General features: G+C 48.8%; 14 protein-coding genes. 11 read left to right on the top strand and 3 right to left on the bottom strand.

Translation table 11 applies throughout. The features are described from left to right. The first annotated feature begins 130 nt into the window (after positions 1-130). From EL628_RS04245 to EL628_RS04200, 10 genes are all read left to right on the top strand, one after another. Positions 131-2,638, top strand: coding sequence for a sensor histidine kinase (locus EL628_RS04245; protein ID WP_126578535.1), 2,508 nt, complete (start codon positions 131-133; stop codon positions 2,636-2,638). A 30-nt stretch (positions 2,639-2,668) separates the two neighbouring features. Next, on the top strand, positions 2,669-3,316 hold the full coding sequence (locus EL628_RS04240; protein ID WP_126578534.1) for a response regulator: 648 nt from the start codon (positions 2,669-2,671) through the stop codon (positions 3,314-3,316). 147 nt (positions 3,317-3,463) lie between these two features. Further along, the gene (locus EL628_RS04235; protein ID WP_126578533.1) at positions 3,464-3,754 is read left to right on the top strand and encodes a hypothetical protein; all 291 of its coding nucleotides are present in this window, start codon (positions 3,464-3,466) and stop codon (positions 3,752-3,754) included. Positions 3,755-3,769: 15 nt separating this feature from the next. Beyond that, positions 3,770-4,258 carry an aminoacyl-tRNA deacylase gene (locus EL628_RS04230; RefSeq protein ID WP_126578532.1) on the top strand — a complete coding sequence of 163 codons (489 nt, stop codon included), beginning with the start codon at positions 3,770-3,772 and terminating at the stop codon, positions 4,256-4,258. Between the two features lie 581 nt (positions 4,259-4,839). After that, positions 4,840-6,225 carry a cytochrome ubiquinol oxidase subunit I gene (locus EL628_RS04225; RefSeq protein WP_126578531.1) on the top strand — a complete coding sequence of 462 codons (1,386 nt, stop codon included), beginning with the start codon at positions 4,840-4,842 and terminating at the stop codon, positions 6,223-6,225. Positions 6,226-6,244: 19 nt separating this feature from the next. After that, entirely contained in the window at positions 6,245-7,273 is a 1,029-nt protein-coding gene (cydB, locus tag EL628_RS04220) for a cytochrome d ubiquinol oxidase subunit II (protein ID WP_126578530.1), read from the top strand. A gap of 288 nt (positions 7,274-7,561) precedes the next feature. Further along, positions 7,562-9,313, top strand: a complete 1,752-nt coding sequence (gene cydD, locus EL628_RS04215) for a thiol reductant ABC exporter subunit CydD (RefSeq protein WP_126578529.1) — start codon at positions 7,562-7,564, stop codon at positions 9,311-9,313. A gap of 51 nt (positions 9,314-9,364) precedes the next feature. After that, positions 9,365-11,203 carry a thiol reductant ABC exporter subunit CydC gene (cydC, locus tag EL628_RS04210; RefSeq protein ID WP_245993986.1) on the top strand — a complete coding sequence of 613 codons (1,839 nt, stop codon included), beginning with the start codon at positions 9,365-9,367 and terminating at the stop codon, positions 11,201-11,203. Between the two features lie 225 nt (positions 11,204-11,428). Continuing rightward, positions 11,429-13,153, top strand: a complete 1,725-nt coding sequence (locus EL628_RS04205; RefSeq protein WP_126578528.1) for an ArnT family glycosyltransferase — start codon at positions 11,429-11,431, stop codon at positions 13,151-13,153. Positions 13,154-13,356: 203 nt separating this feature from the next. After that, complete coding sequence (locus EL628_RS04200; RefSeq protein WP_245993984.1) at positions 13,357-15,492, top strand: ADP-ribosylglycohydrolase family protein; 2,136 nt, start codon at positions 13,357-13,359, stop codon at positions 15,490-15,492. A gap of 144 nt (positions 15,493-15,636) precedes the next feature. On the opposite strand, the gene EL628_RS04195 is transcribed toward EL628_RS04200, so the two are convergent. From EL628_RS04195 to EL628_RS04185, 3 genes are all read right to left on the bottom strand, one after another. Then, positions 15,637-15,912: a hypothetical protein gene (locus EL628_RS04195; protein WP_126578526.1), complete on the bottom strand. Its 276-nt coding sequence runs from the start codon at positions 15,910-15,912 to the stop codon at positions 15,637-15,639. Positions 15,913-16,088: 176 nt separating this feature from the next. Further along, positions 16,089-17,312, bottom strand: coding sequence for a TolB-like translocation protein (locus EL628_RS04190; RefSeq protein ID WP_126578525.1), 1,224 nt, complete (start codon positions 17,310-17,312; stop codon positions 16,089-16,091). Positions 17,313-17,373: 61 nt separating this feature from the next. Then, positions 17,374-18,084, bottom strand: coding sequence for an RNA polymerase sigma factor (locus tag EL628_RS04185; protein ID WP_161975266.1), 711 nt, complete (start codon positions 18,082-18,084; stop codon positions 17,374-17,376). 382 nt (positions 18,085-18,466) lie between these two features. Here EL628_RS04185 and EL628_RS04180 point away from each other — a divergent pair, with 382 nt between their 5' ends. After that, positions 18,467-19,123, top strand: coding sequence for a class F sortase (locus EL628_RS04180; protein ID WP_126578523.1), 657 nt, complete (start codon positions 18,467-18,469; stop codon positions 19,121-19,123). The last annotated feature ends 37 nt before the right edge of the window (positions 19,124-19,160 follow it).

The raw sequence follows: 19,160 nt of genomic DNA, 5'->3' as shown, positions 1-19,160 counted from the left end.
AACAATGAAGAAAAGAATGGACAGACTCTCTCAAGAAAAAGATGACACACAGATGTCAATCATGATACTCTACTCATAAGAATAATGGTAGAGTCAGGGTAGACCATTCAAGCAGTAGAGCAGGCAAAACATGAGCAGATCCACCTTTATACATGTTATACAGAACTTCAATCATCGTGTAGTGATTGTCTTACTCGGGTTAATCTTTCAGGTGGGCGTGATTCTTCTATTAACGCTAGTTGCATTGCAGCCCCAATTAAGTCTGACACAATTGGATGCAGTCGCGGGCCAGCCCGGCCTGTGTCGAGTAGTCAGAATCCCACCACTTACAGATGCCTGGATGCAGAATCTCCAACCTGGTACACTTATTCGCGTATTGCCAGATCCTCTCAGCCAGAAGGTGCCCTCCTGTCATCAAAATACTCATGCTATTCAGGGCATAACGATAAATACTGCCATCCCCAATGAAATCATCATTGATAACACAGCCCTGACTTTTAATTCAATTGATATCGCGCTCACCAGTTTTCTAACAATCATCTTTACCGTTGCTGGTGCAGCAATTTTCCTACGTGCTCAGGATCGTCCAACGGCCCATGTGGCTTACGCACTCTTTTGCTCAGTTGCACTGATGTGCTCGCTCTTCAATTTTCATGGCCTCCATAGTATCTGGGTTGGATTATTGAGCTTTATCGTTTTGATGATGACTTCTGGTCTTTCAACGACGTTTGTCTGTCTCTTTCCCCATCCTCAGAGCCAACGCCTGCGCACCAGGAGCCGTTCGTTTCTCCCTTATCTACCACTCCTGGTTGGGATTGCAATCTCACTCATGGGACTGCTCACATTCATAGTTCTGCCCTCGATCCGCCGCGAACTGTTTTTTGCAACCTTGCTTTATAATTTTAGCTGTATTATTGTCGTTGTCTGGGTATTATTCTGGGGCATTCGTGCGCTCACACATAACGAGCAGCAGATCGCTCGCATGGTGATGATTGGAGTGACCTTTCTTCTGATCATTACCGTCTTAAGTCTGGGGTTTACTCCGCCCGATCCACGAACATCGCATGGCTTTTTCCCGGCTGATCCCTTTACACATCAAAGTATCCTGCCTCTGCTGCCATTTCCCCTGGTGGTCTTACCAATTATCTGCGATTATGCGCTCTTTCGGCATCAGTTGCTTGGCGTAACCAGTCTGTTGAGCCGACAGGCCATGCGCGTGCTCCTCTGGATTCTGCTGGCTAGCGTCTTTATTATTCCAACAACTATTCTCCTCCATTCATCAGGCTCAAACGGTTTTCGGCTCACACAAGATCTCTACGATTACCTGTTTGCAGGTCTGATGGCTATGAGTCTCTGGCTCTTTCCGCTGGTCTGGAATAAGGTTCGAGATGTTGGCGATCATGTCTTTTATCATGATTTCTATCAGTATAACCGCTCCCTGAGTGAGATGAGCACTGAACTCACCAATCTACAAGGATTGGAAGCCATCAGTTCCTTCTTACTTCCACGCCTGGCTCAGTTACTTAATACATCCGATGTTGTGCTCTTTATTCGGGCCATCTCTCAAAATGAGATGCGTTATCGCCATGAGGATGAGAGCGAGACAACTCATTCATGGCATATCTATCGTATAGATGGCCACGAAGGTCTCTCTGCATCGCAATTAGTGAGCATTGCAGATCAGGCACTCAATGTCTGTACGGAACGTTCCAATGAGCCGCTGCTCATAGAGGATACCCTCCTGGTGGCACTCTATGCTGAGTCAACGATTAGCGGCTTTCTCTGCCTGAGCCCTAAGAAAAATCTGGAGCCCTATGATCGTCAAGATAAAAGTTTTCTGACCACTCTGGCAGCTCAACTCTCGGTTCTGGAGGCCAATAATCGCTATCTTGTTCAGGCTCAGGAACAGGCTCAGCAGATGACGGCTTTAAGCCATCGCGTGGTCTTTGCGCAAGAAGCTGAACGCCGCCATCTTGCGCTGGATCTCCACGACGATGTCTTACAGGAGGCAATGCTTCTTGTTCGGCAACTCTCCGATGCCAGTACGATGAGCGATGTCGCTGATGTTATGCCGCTTGCACGCTCTGTCGTGACGAATCTACGGAGAACCTGCCTGGCCCTGCGTCCTTCACTCCTGGATGAACTGGGCCTTGCCGAAGCTCTACGCTGGCTTGCCAATCAGACAATGCAGATGAGTGGAAGGAAGTTTCAGATCGAGTTGCGTTACCTGGGATCGATCACACAACGCTTTCCCGTTCCAGTCGAACTGGCGCTCTATCGCGTCGCACAGGAAGCGCTTAATAACATCGTCAAACATGCTCAAGCCACACATGTCATTCTATGTCTGCGTTTCACACAGCAGGGCCGCATCACTCTCACGATCCTGGATAATGGCCAAGGTTTTAAACCTGGCAGGTTGCCTATAGAGAGTCTCGGTCTTGTAGGGATGCATGAACGTATGGGAGCCGTTGGAGGCCATATTCATCTGCGAACAAGTCCAGGGCGAGGCGTTATTATTCGTGCCACCTACCAATCAAACGAAACATCCACTCACCTGGTCCCTACGATGACCATGCTCGACCTGGTCAATGTTGACCATGAAGCTCCACTGGCAGGTCTACAGCAGAAGAGAGCGTAGCAGCTACAAAGCTGTAAGGAGAAAGAGCACATGCATACTGCAAAAACGGTTACGATCTTACTGGCCGATGATCATACAATGATGCGTGAAGGCACACGTCGTCTACTGGAAGAAGATCCAGCGCTTGAGGTCATTGGGGAAGCTCAAAATGGTGAGGAGGTGTTGGCCTTCTGTAACCAGAAACGGCCTGATGTTGTGGTGCTGGATATCTCAATGAGGGGCTTAAACGGCTTCGGGGTTGCACAGGCTCTCTGCAATCACTATCCTCATCCACCTGCCATTCTGGTGTTGACGGCCTACGATCAGATTGCCTATGTTCAGACTATGCTCAAAATAGGGGTCAAGGGCTATTGGCTCAAGAGTGCTCGTGGAAGCGATATTCGCCAGGCTATCCATGAAGTTGCCGCTGGCCATAAAAGCCTGGCTCCTGATGTTCGTAGACTGCTTTCAGAAGAGGAGGAGAATCCTCTCCCTACTATGCAGCCTCTGACCAGCCGCGAGCTGGAGGTACTGCGCCTTGTGGTACAGGGTCTGCGCAACAGTGAGATTAGCCAGCGCTTGAGCGTCACAGTCAAAACCGTTGAGACTCACCTTACCAGCCTTTATGGAAAGCTGGGCGTCCAATCTCGCGCCGAAGCCATCGCCCTTGCACAGCGTCAAGAACTTCTGCTCGAATAAGTACACACATTTTTGATTGCTTAATCCTTATATACAGTGCATCTGCCAATAAGTATGATTATTTCATTAAAATATTGCCTGATGTATTAAAAACTCATATAATTTCAGAAGGGAAAAAGACCATAATTTTGGAAGGGCAAGATACATATGATCAGGGATATGGAAGTGAAAGTTCAGCTCAATGAGATGTATCATACACTCAAAGATGTTGCAGAGCTTGCAAGCGACCTCAAATCGCGAGCGATTCTGCATGAGATAACCAATCTTCAATACGAGGAATTAAGCGATCTGGCATATGAAGGCATCTCGTTTATCGAACCTTTAAAGGCCGGGGATATTTTTACACCTGAATGGATCTCGATGCGAGATAATTATCTGTCTCGTATACGACGTTTTATCCTCGATGCACCCAACTTTCCAGACAATCAACAGGCCTAAAAAGGAGGATTTTTGGTGGCCAAAAAAATTCGGACTCAGGCTATGCGTGCCCTCGATGCACAGAAGATACCTTATGCGATTCACCTGTTTCCTGAGACTATTCGCGATGCCGTTCAGGTAGCGGCTGAGATTGGACTGGCTCCTGAACAGGTCTTTAAGACGCTTGTCGTACTCCGCGAAGATCAATTGAATGCTCATCCTCTCCTGATCATGATCCCGGCTAATCGTGAGCTGAATCTACGCCAGTTTGCTCATGAGATCTCTGTTAAAGCCGTCAAGATGGCCAGCCATGAACAGGCTGAAAAACTCACTGGCCTTAAAGTTGGTGGGATCTCAGCGCTGGCCCTCCTTAACCGCCCCTTTGCTATCTATCTGGATGAGAGCGCGCAATCCTTTGAGCAGATTGCAGTGAGTGGTGGTCAGCGTGGCGTCGATCTCCAGCTCAATGTCAGTGACCTCATCAAGCTTACTCAAGCTACGCTGGTGCAGGCAACCCAATCCTGAGAGCCCCTGTGTGGATGTTGTACTTAGAGGTTGTGTCAACAATAAGGCAAGATGGGCATTCTTTGCATGCCCAGCTTGCCTCTTTTAGAGCACAAGCATTCACCATGCGATACTGGAGAGCCTCTTTTGCTTACGACAACAATAGTGCTATTTCTATGTATCCAGATGGGCTCAATTGTGAGAGATATGGTAGATAATACACTAAGGTGTTACAGATCTGTCGTCTGGCCCGGTGCCTCGCTTTCCAATGACTGTTTTATAGTTATATACCAGTAAAAGTCAATTTTATCATCAAATATGGCCTTACATTCTCCTCACAGGCTCAGGTAAGCACCTGACTCGAAGCTCTCGACCCCATGAGAACATCCCGCAAATGCCCATAAAAGCATGATCTACAATCAGGTTGCTAATCGGGTGAAGTACCGATGTGTTCGGCCCACGAAAATGGCATACTCTGGATGACAGAGAAGAAAGAAAAAAAGACACGACGACGTGGCGTAAAGATAAAGACAATAACATACCCCAGTTTGAGATAAACAACCAGCAGCTCGGCGTCGATGAGCTATTAAAGGAGCGCATCTGTGGATGCATTAACACTTTCGCGATTACAATTTGGCTCAACTATCATTTACCATTTTCTATTCGTGCCCCTGACGATGGGATTGGTACTCTTAGTGGCCGTCATGGAGACTCTCTACGTACGTAGCGGGAATACAACCTACAAGCGCATGGCCCAGTTCTGGGGCAAACTCTTTCTGATCAACTTCGCGTTAGGGGTAGTGACAGGTATCGTACAAGAGTTTCAGTTTGGGATGAATTGGTCAGCCTACTCTCGCTTTATTGGCGATGTCTTTGGAGCTCCTCTTGCGATTGAAGCGCTTCTGGCCTTCTTTATGGAGTCAACGTTTCTGGGCATCTGGATCTTCGGATGGGATCAACTCCCAAAGAAGCTCCATCTAGCGATGATCTGGATGGTTGTACTGGGCTCGCATCTGTCGGCCTTCTGGATTCTCGTAGCAAACTCATTTATGCAGGAGCCAGTTGGTTACGCCATTCATAATGGTCGCGCAGAGATGACTAACTTCTTCGCCCTCTTAAGCAACCCTAATCTCTGGTTCCAATTTCCACACGTGGCGGCGGGTGGAGCTGTAACGGGCGCATTCTTTGTAGTAGGCATCAGTGCCTATCAGCTATTGAGAAATAAAAGCGATCAGGATCTCTTCCAGCGCTCGCTGAAGATTGGCATGATTGCGGCTCTGATTGCAAGCATTACAGTCGCTACGATTGGACACTTCCAGGGTCAATATGTCGTACAGCATCAGCCAATGAAGATGGCCGCTGCAGAAGCTCTATGGGATAGTGAGAGCCCTGCTTCGTTCTCGCTGATCACGATCGGCAATGAGAAACTGCGCACTGATGTGTTTGCGATTAAGGTTCCTTACCTGCTCAGCTTCCTTTCCTATAATAACTTTACTGGTGAAGTACAGGGTATTAATCAGCTCCAGGCTCAGTATGTCAAACAGTATGGCCCTGGCAATTATGTGCCACCTGTGGCCGTCACCTATTGGGGCTTCCGCGCCATGTTTATTATGGGGACGTTGATGGCCCTGCTGGCAACAGTCGGAACCTTCCTGATGTATAAGAGATGGCTGAACAGACCTCAGTTCCGCTGGTTCCTGTGGGTCATGGTTGGCGCGATTGCTCTCCCTTATATCGCCAATACCGGCGGCTGGATCTTGACTGAGATTGGTCGTCAGCCCTGGCTGGTCAATGGGGTACTGCGCACACAGGATGGCGTCTCGCCTTCGGTCGGCGCTGGCTCAATCCTCTTTACCTTAATCACCTTTATCCTTCTCTATGGAGTGCTTGCAGTCGTTGATGCCTTCCTGCTGACGAAGTATGCCCGTAAGGGTGTTGAGCCCGTTCAGGAAAAAGTAGAGACGGAAGAACTTGTAGTGACGTACTAATCAGGAAAAGGAGTCCAATATGCACATTCTAGATCTCCATCTCCTCTGGTTTGGCTTGATTGCCATCCTCTTTACGGGCTTCTTTGTCCTGGAAGGCTTTGACTATGGCGTAGGGATTCTTCTTCCCTGGCTGGGCAAAAATGATACTGAACGCCGCATGATTCTCAACTCGATTGGTCCATTCTGGGATGGTAACGAAGTCTGGTTGATCACTGCCGGGGGCGCAACCTTTGCTGCGTTCCCCGGCTGGTACGCGACGATGTTCAGTACCTTCTACCTGGAGATGTTTGCCATTCTTCTGGCACTCATCCTGCGTGGAGCAGCCATCGAATTTCGTAGCCTGCACGATAATCCACGCTGGCGCAATGGCTGGGACTGGGCTTTCTTTACAGGTAGCCTGCTCCCGGGCTTCTTCTGGGGTGTGATCCTGGCAAATGCAATCCAGGGATTACCCATTGATGCCAATATGAATTATGCTGGCACCATCTGGCAGATCTTCAACCCTCTTGCCCTGCTCTGTGGTATAACATTAGTAGTCGTCTTTACGCTTCATGGCGCGATTTTCTTGAGCTTACGCGTCAATAACCATCTGATTCAGCGTGCACAACGAACAGCAAAGCGGATGTGTATCCCTGCTCTGCTGCTCTTCCTGCTCATCGTGGGTGTGGGCTTCCAGACGACTGAGGTCTTCCATCGCTTAATCCTCGATCCGAGGATGGTGCCATTTGGCTATCTGACACTGGCAACTCTGGTTTTTACTCCCTGGTTGTTAGCACGAGGACGCAGCGGTTGGGCCTTTACCATGACGATTGGCACAATTATCCTGTTGGCGGTCACAGTGGGCATAGGGATCTTCCCACACTTTATGATCTCTAGCCTGAATCCAGCCTGGAGCCTGACTATCGACAATACAGCTTCCAGCCCCTATACGCTGACAGTGATGAGTTGGATTGCCTTGACCTGTATCCCTTTTGTCCTGGCTTATCAGGCCTGGAATTATTGGGTGTTTCGTAAAAGGATTTCACCAAAAGCTATTGGGCACTACTAATCCAGTGCTCTTTTACCGCATCCACGTGCACCTGTTGTCGTGAATGTGAAGAATGGCTGATCTCGATGCTGGTAGTAAATGGCTCTTTGTAGACTGAGGCCTTGCTCCCACTACCTTTCAGTGAATGATGAGAAGAGGTCTCTCTACAGTGGCCAATGTCCTACCAGAGTTGGTCACTGTGGATGAGCCTCTTCTATCATTGCTTTGTTGACTGGCAGAAGGCTCCTATTTTCAGGGGCTAAGGGGTCACAGGTGGATGTTACGATCTGAAATGGCCGGTTTTTGCGTATGAACATTAATAAGCGCTTGCTTCAATATGTACGAACAATGCGCCCCTATATGGCGATTGTCATTGCACTGAGCCTGGTGACGGGGCTCTGCATTGTTCTACAGGCCCACTATATCGCACAGATTATTAATCAGACGTTCCTCGCTCAACAGACCCTCCCTCTTTTGTTCACAACCCTTTTGCTGCTGTTACTCATCTTCCTGTTGCGGGCTGGCCTGATCTGGTTCGGCGAGGTGGTGACAAATTATGCCTCTTGCCTGGTGAAAAAGGATCTACGCCAACGGCTCTTTGCTCACCTCCTCAAGCTCGGCCCTATGTATGTCAAAGGGGAGCGCAGTGGGGAGATCGTCAATACAGCGACGGAAGGAGTAGAGGCGCTCGATTCGTACTTTGCGCTCTTCTTTCCTCAGCTCTGTTCGACGATGATTATCCCGGTGATGATTCTCATTGTGGTCTTTGCTACCGATCTCCTCTCCGGCATTATTCTTCTGGTTACTCTCCCCGTCTTGCCCTTCTTTATGATTCTGATTGGCAAACAGGCAAATGCGATGACAGAGAAGCGCTGGCATATGCTGAGCCAGATGAGCGCTCATTTTCTCGATGTGTTGCAGGGTCTGACCACGCTTAAGCTATTCGGTCGCAATAAGCGTCAGGAGACAACGATCCGCCAGATCAGTGATCGCTTTGGTGATACGACGTTAAAGGTACTCAGTGTGGCCTTTCTGTCCTCGCTCGTGATGGAGATGGGAGCAACAATTAGCAATGCTCTGATCGCTGTGGAGATTGGTCTGCGTCTGCTTTATGGCAATATCCCATTTGAGCAGGCCTTCTTTGTTCTGCTACTGACTCCTGAATTCTATCTCCCCCTGCGCTCGCTAGGAACTCAATTTCATGCCAGTATGAATAGTTCCGCCAGTGCTGGCCGCATCTTTGATATTCTAGAGACTCCTCTATCAGATCAATCATCTGGACGCGAAGCATCTCAGACCCCTGTACTGCAAGATACGCTCAGCTTTGAAGGGCTACACTATAGCTATCCTACGACTGAGGATCAGAAACAAGAGGCGCTGAAAGGGATCTCATTTCAGATTCAGCGTGGTCAGACCGTTGCAGTGGTCGGCCCCAGTGGCTCTGGCAAGTCAACGTTAGCGAGCCTGCTCCTGCGCTTTATTGAGCCTGACCAGGGGCAGATCTGCATTGACGGTAATCCAATCCAGCAATATAGTGCGCAGGAATGGCGTAAATTGGTAGCCTGGCAACCTCAGCGGCCCTATCTCTTTAATGCCAGCGTTGCCGAAAATATTCGCCTGGGCCGCCCCACGGCCAGTATGGATGAGGTTATTCAGGCCGCCAAACAGGCGCAGATCCATACATTTATTCAATCGCTCTCACAGGGATATAACACAGTGATTGGTGAGCGAGGTGCTCGCCTGAGCGGTGGACAGGCCCAACGCTTAAGCCTGGCCCGCGCCTTTTTGAAGGATGCTCCTATTCTGCTGCTGGATGAGGCAACCTCTACTCTGGATACTGAGAGTGAGGCTGAGGTGCTCCAGACGCTGGCACAGTTCTCTCACAACAGGTGTGTCCTCATTATTGCTCATCGCCTGAATACCATTCGCACCGCGGATACGATTCTTGTGCTGCAAGCAGGCAAAATTGTCGCTCAAGGAAGCCACGAAAAGCTGTTGGAGACTTCAGAAACCTATCAAACAATGATCCATGCTTATACCGATGAGGAGGTGGTGGCATGACTATGAATAGGTACGCTCACACGACTCTTAAGGCCCGATGGTGGGATAACTATGAATAGTACGCTTACACAACTCTTAAGACCTGGTGGTGGGATAACTATGAATAATACGCTTATACGACTCTTGAAGCTCGCCGCGCCAATTCGTGGTTGGATGGCACTGGCCGCGCTCGTAGGAAGCCTGACCGTTGCCAGTGGCATTGGACTGATGGCAACGTCGGCCTATCTTATCTCCGCAGCAGCACTGCATCCTTCAGTTGCAGCCCTGCAAGTTGCAATCGTTGGCGTACGCTTCTTTGGAATCGCCCGTGGAGTCTTCCGTTATCTTGAACGGATGGTCTCGCATCGCGCCACATTCCGCCTGCTCTCTAATCTCCGCGTCTGGTTCTATACTGCGCTTGAACCTTTAATGCCCGCTCGTTTACTGACAGACAAGGATGGTCGGGTCGAAGGACTGAGGAGTGGAGACCTTCTGCGCCGTGTGGTGGCTGATATTGATGTCTTGCAAAATTTCTATATCCGTATCGTCGCCCCTCCAGTTGTCGCAGTGATTATTGGCCTGGGAATGTGGGCTCTCCTGGGAGCCTTTGGCGGCATCTTTGCGCTTATCTATTGTATCTGCTTCTTGCTTGCCAGCATTGCTGTGCCTCTCCTGACCCATCTGCTCAGCAAGAGATTGGGGCAAGAGCTCGTCGAGACCCGGGCGGAACTTCACACACAACTTGTGGATCGTATTCAGGGACTGGCGGACCTGGTCGCCTTTGGCCAAGAAGAGCAACAGGCACAAGAGCTAGCCATGCTCAATACCAGGCTCAATCGGATGCAGATGGCCATGGCGCAGATCAGTGGGCTTCAGGGCTCGCTGAGCAATTTCTTGATGAACCTGACTGCCTGGGCGATGCTCCTTGCGGCCATACCTATCATCAGTACAGGTCACCTGAATGGTGTCTTTCTGGCAGTGATTGTACTCTCAACGCTAGCAAGCTTTGAGATTCTCCTGCCCTTGCCAGGAGCCTTTCAACAACTGGGTGGCAGCCTGACAGCAGCACAGAGACTCTTCACGATTGTTGATGCACCACCAGCGATCCAGGACCCTATCACTCCGTCACCACAACCAACCGGACATACATTTGAGATCAAACAACTTGGCTTCCGTTATGAGGCCACTGAGCCTGAAGTGCTCAAAAATATTACATTGACGTTGCCAGAGGGTCAGTGTCTGGCGATCATTGGACCCAGTGGCTCGGGCAAATCGACACTGACACGACTTCTCTTACGGTTCTGGGATTACCAGGAGGGGCAGATTCTCTTAGGCGGTCATGAGCTCAAAGCCTATCAACAAGAGGACCTCTATCGGATGATTAGCGTGGTTGAACAGGATACTCATCTGTTCAATACAACCATTCGCGAAAATCTGCTTATTGCTCGCTCGGATGCAACGGAAGAGGAGCTAATCCTTGCCTGTCAGCAAGCACAACTTCACGATTTTGTGCAGACATTACCCTCTGGCTATCATACTCAGGTTGGGGAACAGGGGCTGCGTCTCAGTGGTGGCGAACGTCAGCGTGTTGCAATTGCGCGAGCCTTTTTGAAGAATGCCCCCATCTTATTCCTTGATGAACCAACCGTGAATCTCGATGCAGTCACTGAACGAGCAATTCTTCAAGCACTACGTGTACTCTGTCAGGGGCGAACGACGTTGATGATCGCTCATCGGTTAACTGAACTGGATATGGCCGATGAGATCGTCGTTCTTCAGAATGGGCAGATTATAGAGCGAGGGAAGCAGGAGCAGCTATTAAACGCCCATGGGCTCTACTGGCAGATGCATCAACAACAATACACAACATTAAGAAAATTAGATGATTCTACGAACAAGAAAGTAAGCTAAACTTCAGTTTCTATGGTATTATACCCTAAGCAGATCTTTTGGTCTGCGCTATATAGCTAGTTATGGTACAGAATATCGACAAACACGCGTCCAAGGTGCCCATGTGCAATTAGGTATCTGAGTATCTCTATCCAAGTCTTTGTCAATTGAATAATAAACACCATTATCTGTACTCTTGCTTATACTTTAGATCACAATTTAGATCATACTCTCTGGAAGGACTCAATGAGAAAGAGCCACTGGAAGCGTCCGTTTCCACTTTATCCATTACTTGCTGGATTGATTATCGTCATTGCAATGCTTGTTCGACTTTTCCTTACCTATCAAGGTTGGCCGCAGACCAATAGTGATGAAAGCACGATGGGGCTCATTGCACGCCATATTGCGTTCAATGGTGAACACCCACTGGTCTTTTATGGCCAGGATTATATGGGAATTGGTGAAGCGTATGTTGGAGCTCTCTTTTTTCAGTTTTTGGGTTCGACGATCTTTGCGCTGCGGCTAGGGCTGATAGTGATCTTTGTCGTTTTTCTCATCGGCATGTATATCCTCACCACAACTCTCTATAATCGACCCCTGGCGGTACTGACCGTTTTGCTGCTAAGCGTAGGACCTTATGAGGTAATTTTTCGCCAACTTATGGCTACTGGTGGATATCCTGAAGGTCTGGTCTTCGCCATTATTCTCCTGCTCTTTGCCTACTGGCTGGCCCGTCAGAGGTTATTGCAGACAAATGCCCATGCGGAGAAATGGCGCTATGGCTATTATCTGCTGTGGGGCGTTGTGGCTGGTCTCTCTGTCTGGAGTGATCTGCTAATGATCCCCTTTGTTCTGACGATTGGCCTCTTTCTGGTGATATTCTGCCAACGCACAAAACAAGACTGGTCTCGCATCCCTCTTGTGCTTTTGTTAAGCTTTGTGATTGGCTTCTCTCCCTGTATCATCAATAAAGTCTTTGCCCCTCCTATTCCCTCTGGCCTCCAGGTTATCCCGATTGGTCAGCAGCAGCAGAATATCAATAAACCTAAATACACCAATGATTTGGGGAAAGCTGTAAAGCCACCCACAATAGTAGAACAGATTGAAGGCACGATTCTGGTCAGCCTGCCAGTCTCTACAGGTGCCAATGCCTTTTGTCATTTGACCGCTGATCAGGCCTGGCCGCTCTCTCAACAGATGAGCCCATATGCTGTACGCTGTACTGCAGAACATGGTATCTGGGGTCTCGTTCTGATCGTGCTCTGGTGTGTAGCTTGCCTTCTTACGCTTCGTCGCTTAATGCGGCTCTGGGTGCAGCCTCGCTCGCAAGAAGAAGGTCTGGCAGCTCTCAGGCATAGCATGCTCCTCACAATTCTAATCTGTACAGGGGGGACCTTTTTATTATATATGTTTTCGGCCTCTCCTGCCGTCGTTCCCTGGTCCAGTACGCGCTATCTAACCGGGCTTTTTATCGCCACGCCTGTCGTTCTGTCCCCTCTCTGGTATGCCTATTACCCCTTTAAGTACTTGAAACGCTGGCTCAATCCGATAGTCTTTGGCATCAAATATGTGGTCTTGCTGTTTGCTTTACTGGTCTTGCTACAAGGGACCGTGAACACCTTTAAACAGATTCCAGGAGCTCAGGGTGGAGAACGCCAACAACAGGGCTTTATGACTCACCTGTTGCAAAAAAATATTGTACACATCTATTCAGACTATTGGACATGCAATCGTACTATTTTTGAAAGTAATGAGCAGATCATCTGTAGCGTGCTGGATGATCAGCTTCAGCCTGGCCTTAATCGCTATACCCCCTATGCCAAAACGGTAGCCAGTGATAAGGGAGCTTCGTATGCGTTCCATGTGGCTTCGACTCCTGCAAAGGTCTTTGAATCACATGTGAATACGAGACGGTATCAGCGATACATCATTAACGGGTATGTGGTCTACCAACCACGTTTATCCAGGTAGCTATATGTCCTGGTTCGGGCCATCTCTCAAAACGATTTCAAATTGAGCGTGTTACATCAGTAGAGGTATTCATGGTATCAAGACAAACCTTTACCTGGTGTAGACATCTTTGATACTTTGATATATTGATGTTTTGATGCTTTGTATGATAGAGAGCAAGATGCATTCATTTTGACGACTCATTGATGAGGAGGAATACGCTCTTGATCGAAACGAAAGATTACGTAGAGCGCGTTTATGCTGGTGTATTAGGTAAGATTATTGGAGTCTATCTGGGCCGCCCTTTTGAAGGCTGGAGCTATGAAAGGATTATGGAGCAGCTCGGCGAAATTACGACGTATGTCCATGATCGGCTCAATCTGCCTTTAATTGTCACAGATGACGATATCAGTGGCACCTTTACTTTTATTCGTGCCCTGGCTGATTATGATTACTCGCCCGAGCTGACTGCTGAACAGATTGGTCAATCATGGCTCAATTATATTATTGAGAAGCGCACCATTTTATGGTGGGGCGGGATTGGTCTCTCAACAGAGCATACTGCCTATCTGCGACTAAAAAAAGGCATACCTGCTCCCTACAGTGGCTCAGCGGCACTCAATACACAGGTAGTAGCAGAACAGATCGGAGCTCAGATATTTATTGATGGCTGGGGAATGATCGCACCAGGAGAGCCCGAACTGGCTGCTGCTCTAGCGGCCAAAGCGGGCAGTGTCAGCCATGATGGTGAGGCCATCTATGCCGCTCAGGTTATTGCGGCGATGGAAGCTGCCGCATTCAAAGAGCAGAATATCCAGAAGCTTCTCGATATTGGACTCTCGGTGATTCCACAAGATGCTCTCATCGCTCACATGATTCAGGATATTCGTCATTGGTATACGATCGATCAGGATTGGCGAAAAACTCGTGAACGTATTGTCGAAACATATGGCTACACTAAATATGGTGGTGGTTGCCACGTTATCCCCAACCACGCGATCATTATTCTCGCTCTCTTGTATGGTGAGAATGACTTTAGCCGCTCATTGACCATTGCCAATACCAGCGGTTGGGATACCGATTGCAATTCAGGAAACGTAGGTTGTCTACTTGGAATTATCAATGGACTCCCTGGTATCGATAGCAGCAGCTACGATTGGCGAGGACCTGTAGCCGATCGAATGTATCTACCAACCGCTGATGGAGGGCGAACCATCACAGATGCAGTTCAGGAGACCCTGGCCCTGGTCAATACGGCACGAGCTCTGAAAGGGAATGCCGCTTTACATTATAAAGGCGGTGCACGCTTCCACTTTGAACTGCCAGGCTCACTTCAGGGCTTTCAACTGGCAGGAAATAGCAACAATGCCCATTTAGAGAATACGGTCGGCCACAGCCAGTCCGGAGAGCGCAGCCTGGCCATCCATTACACCAACCCGTCTGCGATCAATGATACAGAGCTGTCTTCTACATCACCACTGGAGGTAATAACAGCGACCTTTATCCAACCAGGCAACACTCAGATGTCAATCTATGAATTGATGGCTTCCCCAACACTCTATGCAGGTCAGACTGTGCGTCTCGCAATCAGCGCGGATGAACAGAATGATGCTCCTGTCGCTGTGCAACTATTTATTCAGCATTATCAGAAAGATAATACGCTGGCTACGATGGCTGGACCAGTGGTAACGTTGCAGGCGGGACAGTATGAGCAGCTCTCCTGGAAAATCCCTTCCACTCATGGCACTCCCATCGCCGTCGTTGGTCTGAACATTCACGATACGCAGACAGCTAAAGGGACCCTCTATCTGGATTATTTAACCTGGGATGGGACACCTGATCTGGAGCTATCGCGTTCAGGAGAAGTCAATAGCATGTGGGAGCAGGCCTGGGTCAATGCAGTAGATATTTTTGAGAGATGGATTCCACACCACTATTGCATCATACAGAACGAAGGGCGTGGCCTGCTCATACAAGGAACACGTGAGTGGAATAGTTATCGTGTCAATGCAACGGTCTCACCACATCTGATAGTAAAAACTGGCTTAGCTGCTCATGTTCAGGGTCTGCGCCGCTACTATGCACTTCTACTGACAGACGAAAATAGTGTACAACTTGTCAAAGTCTTAGATGGGGAACAGATTCTTGGTGAAGTGCCTTTCCAGGTAGAAACAGATCATGCGTATGAGCTCAGTATGGAGATTATCGGCAATCGAATTCGCGCCTGGATCAATGGCCAGCTTCAGTTTGATCTCTACGATACCCAACGCCCTCTCACCAGCGGTGCCATTGCGCTCATCATTGAAGAAGGGCGGGCTAATTTTAACAACATTAGCATCAAGCCAGGTGAGACGCATTAAAAACGTATACATCTCTACGGTCAAACGATCTTACCAACGGCCAGCACTACGATAGATGAGGTCGCAACAAACGAACAGGCCAGGATCGGGGACAGGGGAGAGACATCCCCGGTCCTGGCAGTCACTCAGTGAACCACTAGCTTTTTACGGGCGTGCATTGGGAGCATCGAGCAATAAGTGGCGAGCTCGATTCAATAAATCATCACGCTTTTCAATCCATTCATCCGAAACCACCTCCCCGCTCTGCACCTGCCCAAGAAAATCCATACCTTCATAGGCCAGAGTTACCAGTTGATCATAGAGGTTCTCAGTATAGGATTGAAGTTCTGCCTGAGTTACAATCTCTACCGAAAGCTCAGTGATAGGAATCAACTGACGTTGAATATCTAGCAAGATGTCTTTGATAGGCTTTTCATCCACGAGCTACCTCCAAAATAGTCCCTCGAGACTTAAATAAATATATACATATTATAAACTTTATCCATTCAGCAGACAACATATAGGCACTATCGGGCGAGAGCGAAAAAGCGACCGGACCAATGTCTTCGACGAAAACAGTGGTCTGGCCGCTCTCTCGACCGGCAATCAACATCTTTTTACCGCTGAGGAACAAGATAGAAGAGGCTCTCCTGACCATTGAGTACCTGCATACAGAGGATACGCCCATCTTTGAGCCAGAAAGGTGAGATCAAAGCCCCATCAGTCTTTGGCAATTGGATGGCAGCCCCCTGCAAGACATGGCTATACAACACGCCAGCATCGCTATAGATCAGAGCATGGCTATCGGGCGACCAGCTCCATCCCTGTAGTAGTCCCTTTGGCACAATACTAAAGTGGTCATGTGGCTGGGCCAGTTCATTGACCTGAATGATCATCTGTTCGCCCTTGATCTGCTCATAGCTTACATAGTGATTATCGGGCGAGAGCGAGACCACGCCTAATGTGAAAGCACCTGGCGCAACAAGCTCTTGTAAAACGTTTGTCTGAAGATTGAAACTATAAAGCGCACGCGCAGGCTGATCAAGCGCACTCGTCTCCCCTACTGTGAGCAACAACGTCTGCCCATCTTTCGTCCAGAGCATATGTTGCACCGCCAACGCTTGAGGAATCGTCGTCAGAAGCTGCTTTTCGCTTCCATCTAACGTTGTACTCCAGATCTGAGTCGTCTGCTCAGACTGAATGGCATAGGTAATAAGCTGACTCTGCTTTGGCGACCAGCTGGCAGCGAGAGCCGTTGGCCCCACAGGATGCATATAGTGACCTTCAGGCACAACCGCCAACAATGGAACGGTAGCATTCGCTGGCGCAACCGTCGCCACTAATGCAGAGCCATCAGGAGCCCAGGCGGCATCACGAGCATAGTTCATTGCCAATAGATTGCTCTCGACCGGCTTCGCCAGATCCAACATATACATCACACCAGCCTGATTAGCAGGTTGATAAACGAGATGCTGCTCTGTTGGATCTAATGCAACAACCGCGCCGCCATGCGCCAGCTCATTGGGAGCCGTCACCGAAGTCCCGATATGATAGGCAATGGAGCGAGGAAGCAGGCTTTGAGACACATAGGCAATGGTGGCAATTACCAGCACCAGGGCCAACGCAAGTCCATAGGCTGCCCCTTTCCAGGTCCGTGATAAAAAGGGCTTTGGTTTGATTTGACTCAAAACCCGGGACTGAAGTTCAGGCGTAAAATGGACTTGTTGCGCTCTTTCATAGAGAACTTGCGATATATTACGCTCCAGACCATCGTCAATATGTAACGCGGAACCAGCAAAAGTCCGTTGAGCAGAGCGTCTATCAGCTTCTTTGTTTGTCATTATGCGCCTCCAGATAATAAATTGAGGGTCGGGTAAAAATTGCGAATAAACAGGTTTGCATTCACAAACCCTCTCCATGTATGCGTATCCGCGAATGGAGAGCCTCGGCGCTTAGTGGCCCATCCTGGAAACTCTGCTCTTCCAGGAAGACACGACGTATTTTTTCTAGCGCTGATTGTAGACGTTTGCGCAAGGTGTTTTCTGCAACATTCAGTAACTCTGAGATCTCAGGCATTGTCATTTTGTGGTAATAGTAGAGAGTAAGAACCACGCGCTGATTGATTGGCAAACGACGAATGGCACTGGCCAGATCAAGAGAATCTTCAATACTGCCGCGCTGAGTATCAGACTCGCGGATTACACTATCAATGGTATGTTGCATCAACTGTTCCCGTAACAAAGCGGCCCGGCGAGCAAATTGCCTCTTAAAACTTACCGATTGGTTAACGGTAATCTTTAAGAGCCAGGCGCGTAAATAGTGTGGCTCGCGCAACGTGCGCATATTCTTCCAGGCCAGAATAAGCGCCTCCTGGACAATATCCTTAGCCGTATCTTCATCATGCACAATTAAAAAAGCTGTCCGCAACAAGAGGTTCCCATAACAGTCGGTAAGCAGTGCAAACGCATATTCGTCTCCCGCCAGACAGCGAGCAACTATGTTAGCCTGCCACACTCCATCATGTGGATCTTCTCGTTCAGTCCCGGATACGGTATAGGATCTCAGCAATGTTTCAGAAAGGTCTACAGCGTCTGTCGATACATGTTCTTGCACTCCTTGCCCCCTTTTACACATGGTAGTATATTTGCACATCGGGCTAGATGAATAAGAGGTCACTCTGATAGTACCTCTTTATGTAGAGATACATCTCTTCCAAAAAGGGTAGCACTACAACCAGATTTTCTAATAAGACAGCCTTCTTATCCATCCTTAAACATACTACAATCATACTCTTTTGACGAGTTTTTGGGCAGTACCAAAAAAAGGTTACATAATTTTACCAATCTGGAGAATATGCTTACGTCTATAGTGCGTAATCGTTCTGCTAGCGATGAGAGATAGACACGCAAACGTTAAGCAGTCATCTCTCTCTTGCTCAGTAGCGCATATATATTAGACAGAAAGCAGTATCTACGTTAAGAAGGATCGTACAAAGATGAGCATAAGCCGTTTCTTGCAGCAGGCCCGCTGGCCAACATTCTTGCTCCTTTTGCTTCTGCTCTCTAGCTGTGGCTCAAGTAATCAAGGGGCTCAGGTCAAGGTTCAGGCACAGCCAAAAGTTGTGACGACGCCGACGCCAACGCCAGCGCCTGTCTCTGTTCCACTGCCAGCAGCGACGCCCACTGCGACGCCAGCACAAAAGCCAGTGAAGCTGATCATCCCATCCATTGATATCAATGCAGATATTGAAGAGGTCGGGCTGGATGCCAATGGCAATCTAGATACGCCAAAAGTCCGGTATCTCGATAACGTTGGCTGGTATAATCTCGGGCCAGTTCCTGGTGATAGTGGGAGCGCTGTGATAGACGGACATCTCGATCGTCCAGGTGGATCACCGGCTGTATTCTGGAATCTGCGCAACATTCAAGTTGGAGCAAAGGTGATGGTTGTTGACGCTGCCGGGAGCACCCGGACTTTTCAGGTCACGCGCGTGGCAACGTATCCTCCTAACCAGGCACCAGTTCAAGATATCTTTGCTGGATCTGGTGGCTCTTTCTTAAATCTGATCACTTGCACAGGAACCTGGATTCCCGCAGAACATCAGACAACGTTGCGCTTTGTTGCCTACACAACTCTGGTTCCAAATAATTAGGATGGAGATGCAGCTCTGCCGGTGCTCAGGATAAAGT

This window comes from Tengunoibacter tsumagoiensis (assembly GCF_003967535.1).
GTDB lineage: Bacteria > Chloroflexota > Ktedonobacteria > Ktedonobacterales > Ktedonobacteraceae > Tengunoibacter > Tengunoibacter tsumagoiensis.
Note: the sequence above shows the minus strand (reverse complement) of the source record. Positions and strands in the feature narration are given on the sequence as shown.

Bases quoted from the DNA above. Each gene is read 5' to 3' on its own strand.
- EL628_RS04245 (WP_126578535.1), top strand. From the start codon at position 131: ATGAGCAGATCCACCTTTATACATGTTATACAGAACTTCAATCATCGT.
- EL628_RS04205 (WP_126578528.1), top strand. From the start codon at position 11,429: ATGAGAAAGAGCCACTGGAAGCGTCCGTTTCCACTTTATCCATTACTT.
- EL628_RS04235 (WP_126578533.1), top strand. From the start codon at position 3,464: ATGATCAGGGATATGGAAGTGAAAGTTCAGCTCAATGAGATGTATCAT.
- EL628_RS04190 (WP_126578525.1), bottom strand. From the start codon at position 17,312: ATGACAAACAAAGAAGCTGATAGACGCTCTGCTCAACGGACTTTTGCT.
- cydB (WP_126578530.1), top strand. From the start codon at position 6,245: ATGCACATTCTAGATCTCCATCTCCTCTGGTTTGGCTTGATTGCCATC.
- EL628_RS04180 (WP_126578523.1), top strand. From the start codon at position 18,467: ATGAGCATAAGCCGTTTCTTGCAGCAGGCCCGCTGGCCAACATTCTTG.
- cydD (WP_126578529.1), top strand. From the start codon at position 7,562: ATGAACATTAATAAGCGCTTGCTTCAATATGTACGAACAATGCGCCCC.
- cydC (WP_245993986.1), top strand. From the start codon at position 9,365: ATGAATAGTACGCTTACACAACTCTTAAGACCTGGTGGTGGGATAACT.
- EL628_RS04240 (WP_126578534.1), top strand. From the start codon at position 2,669: ATGCATACTGCAAAAACGGTTACGATCTTACTGGCCGATGATCATACA.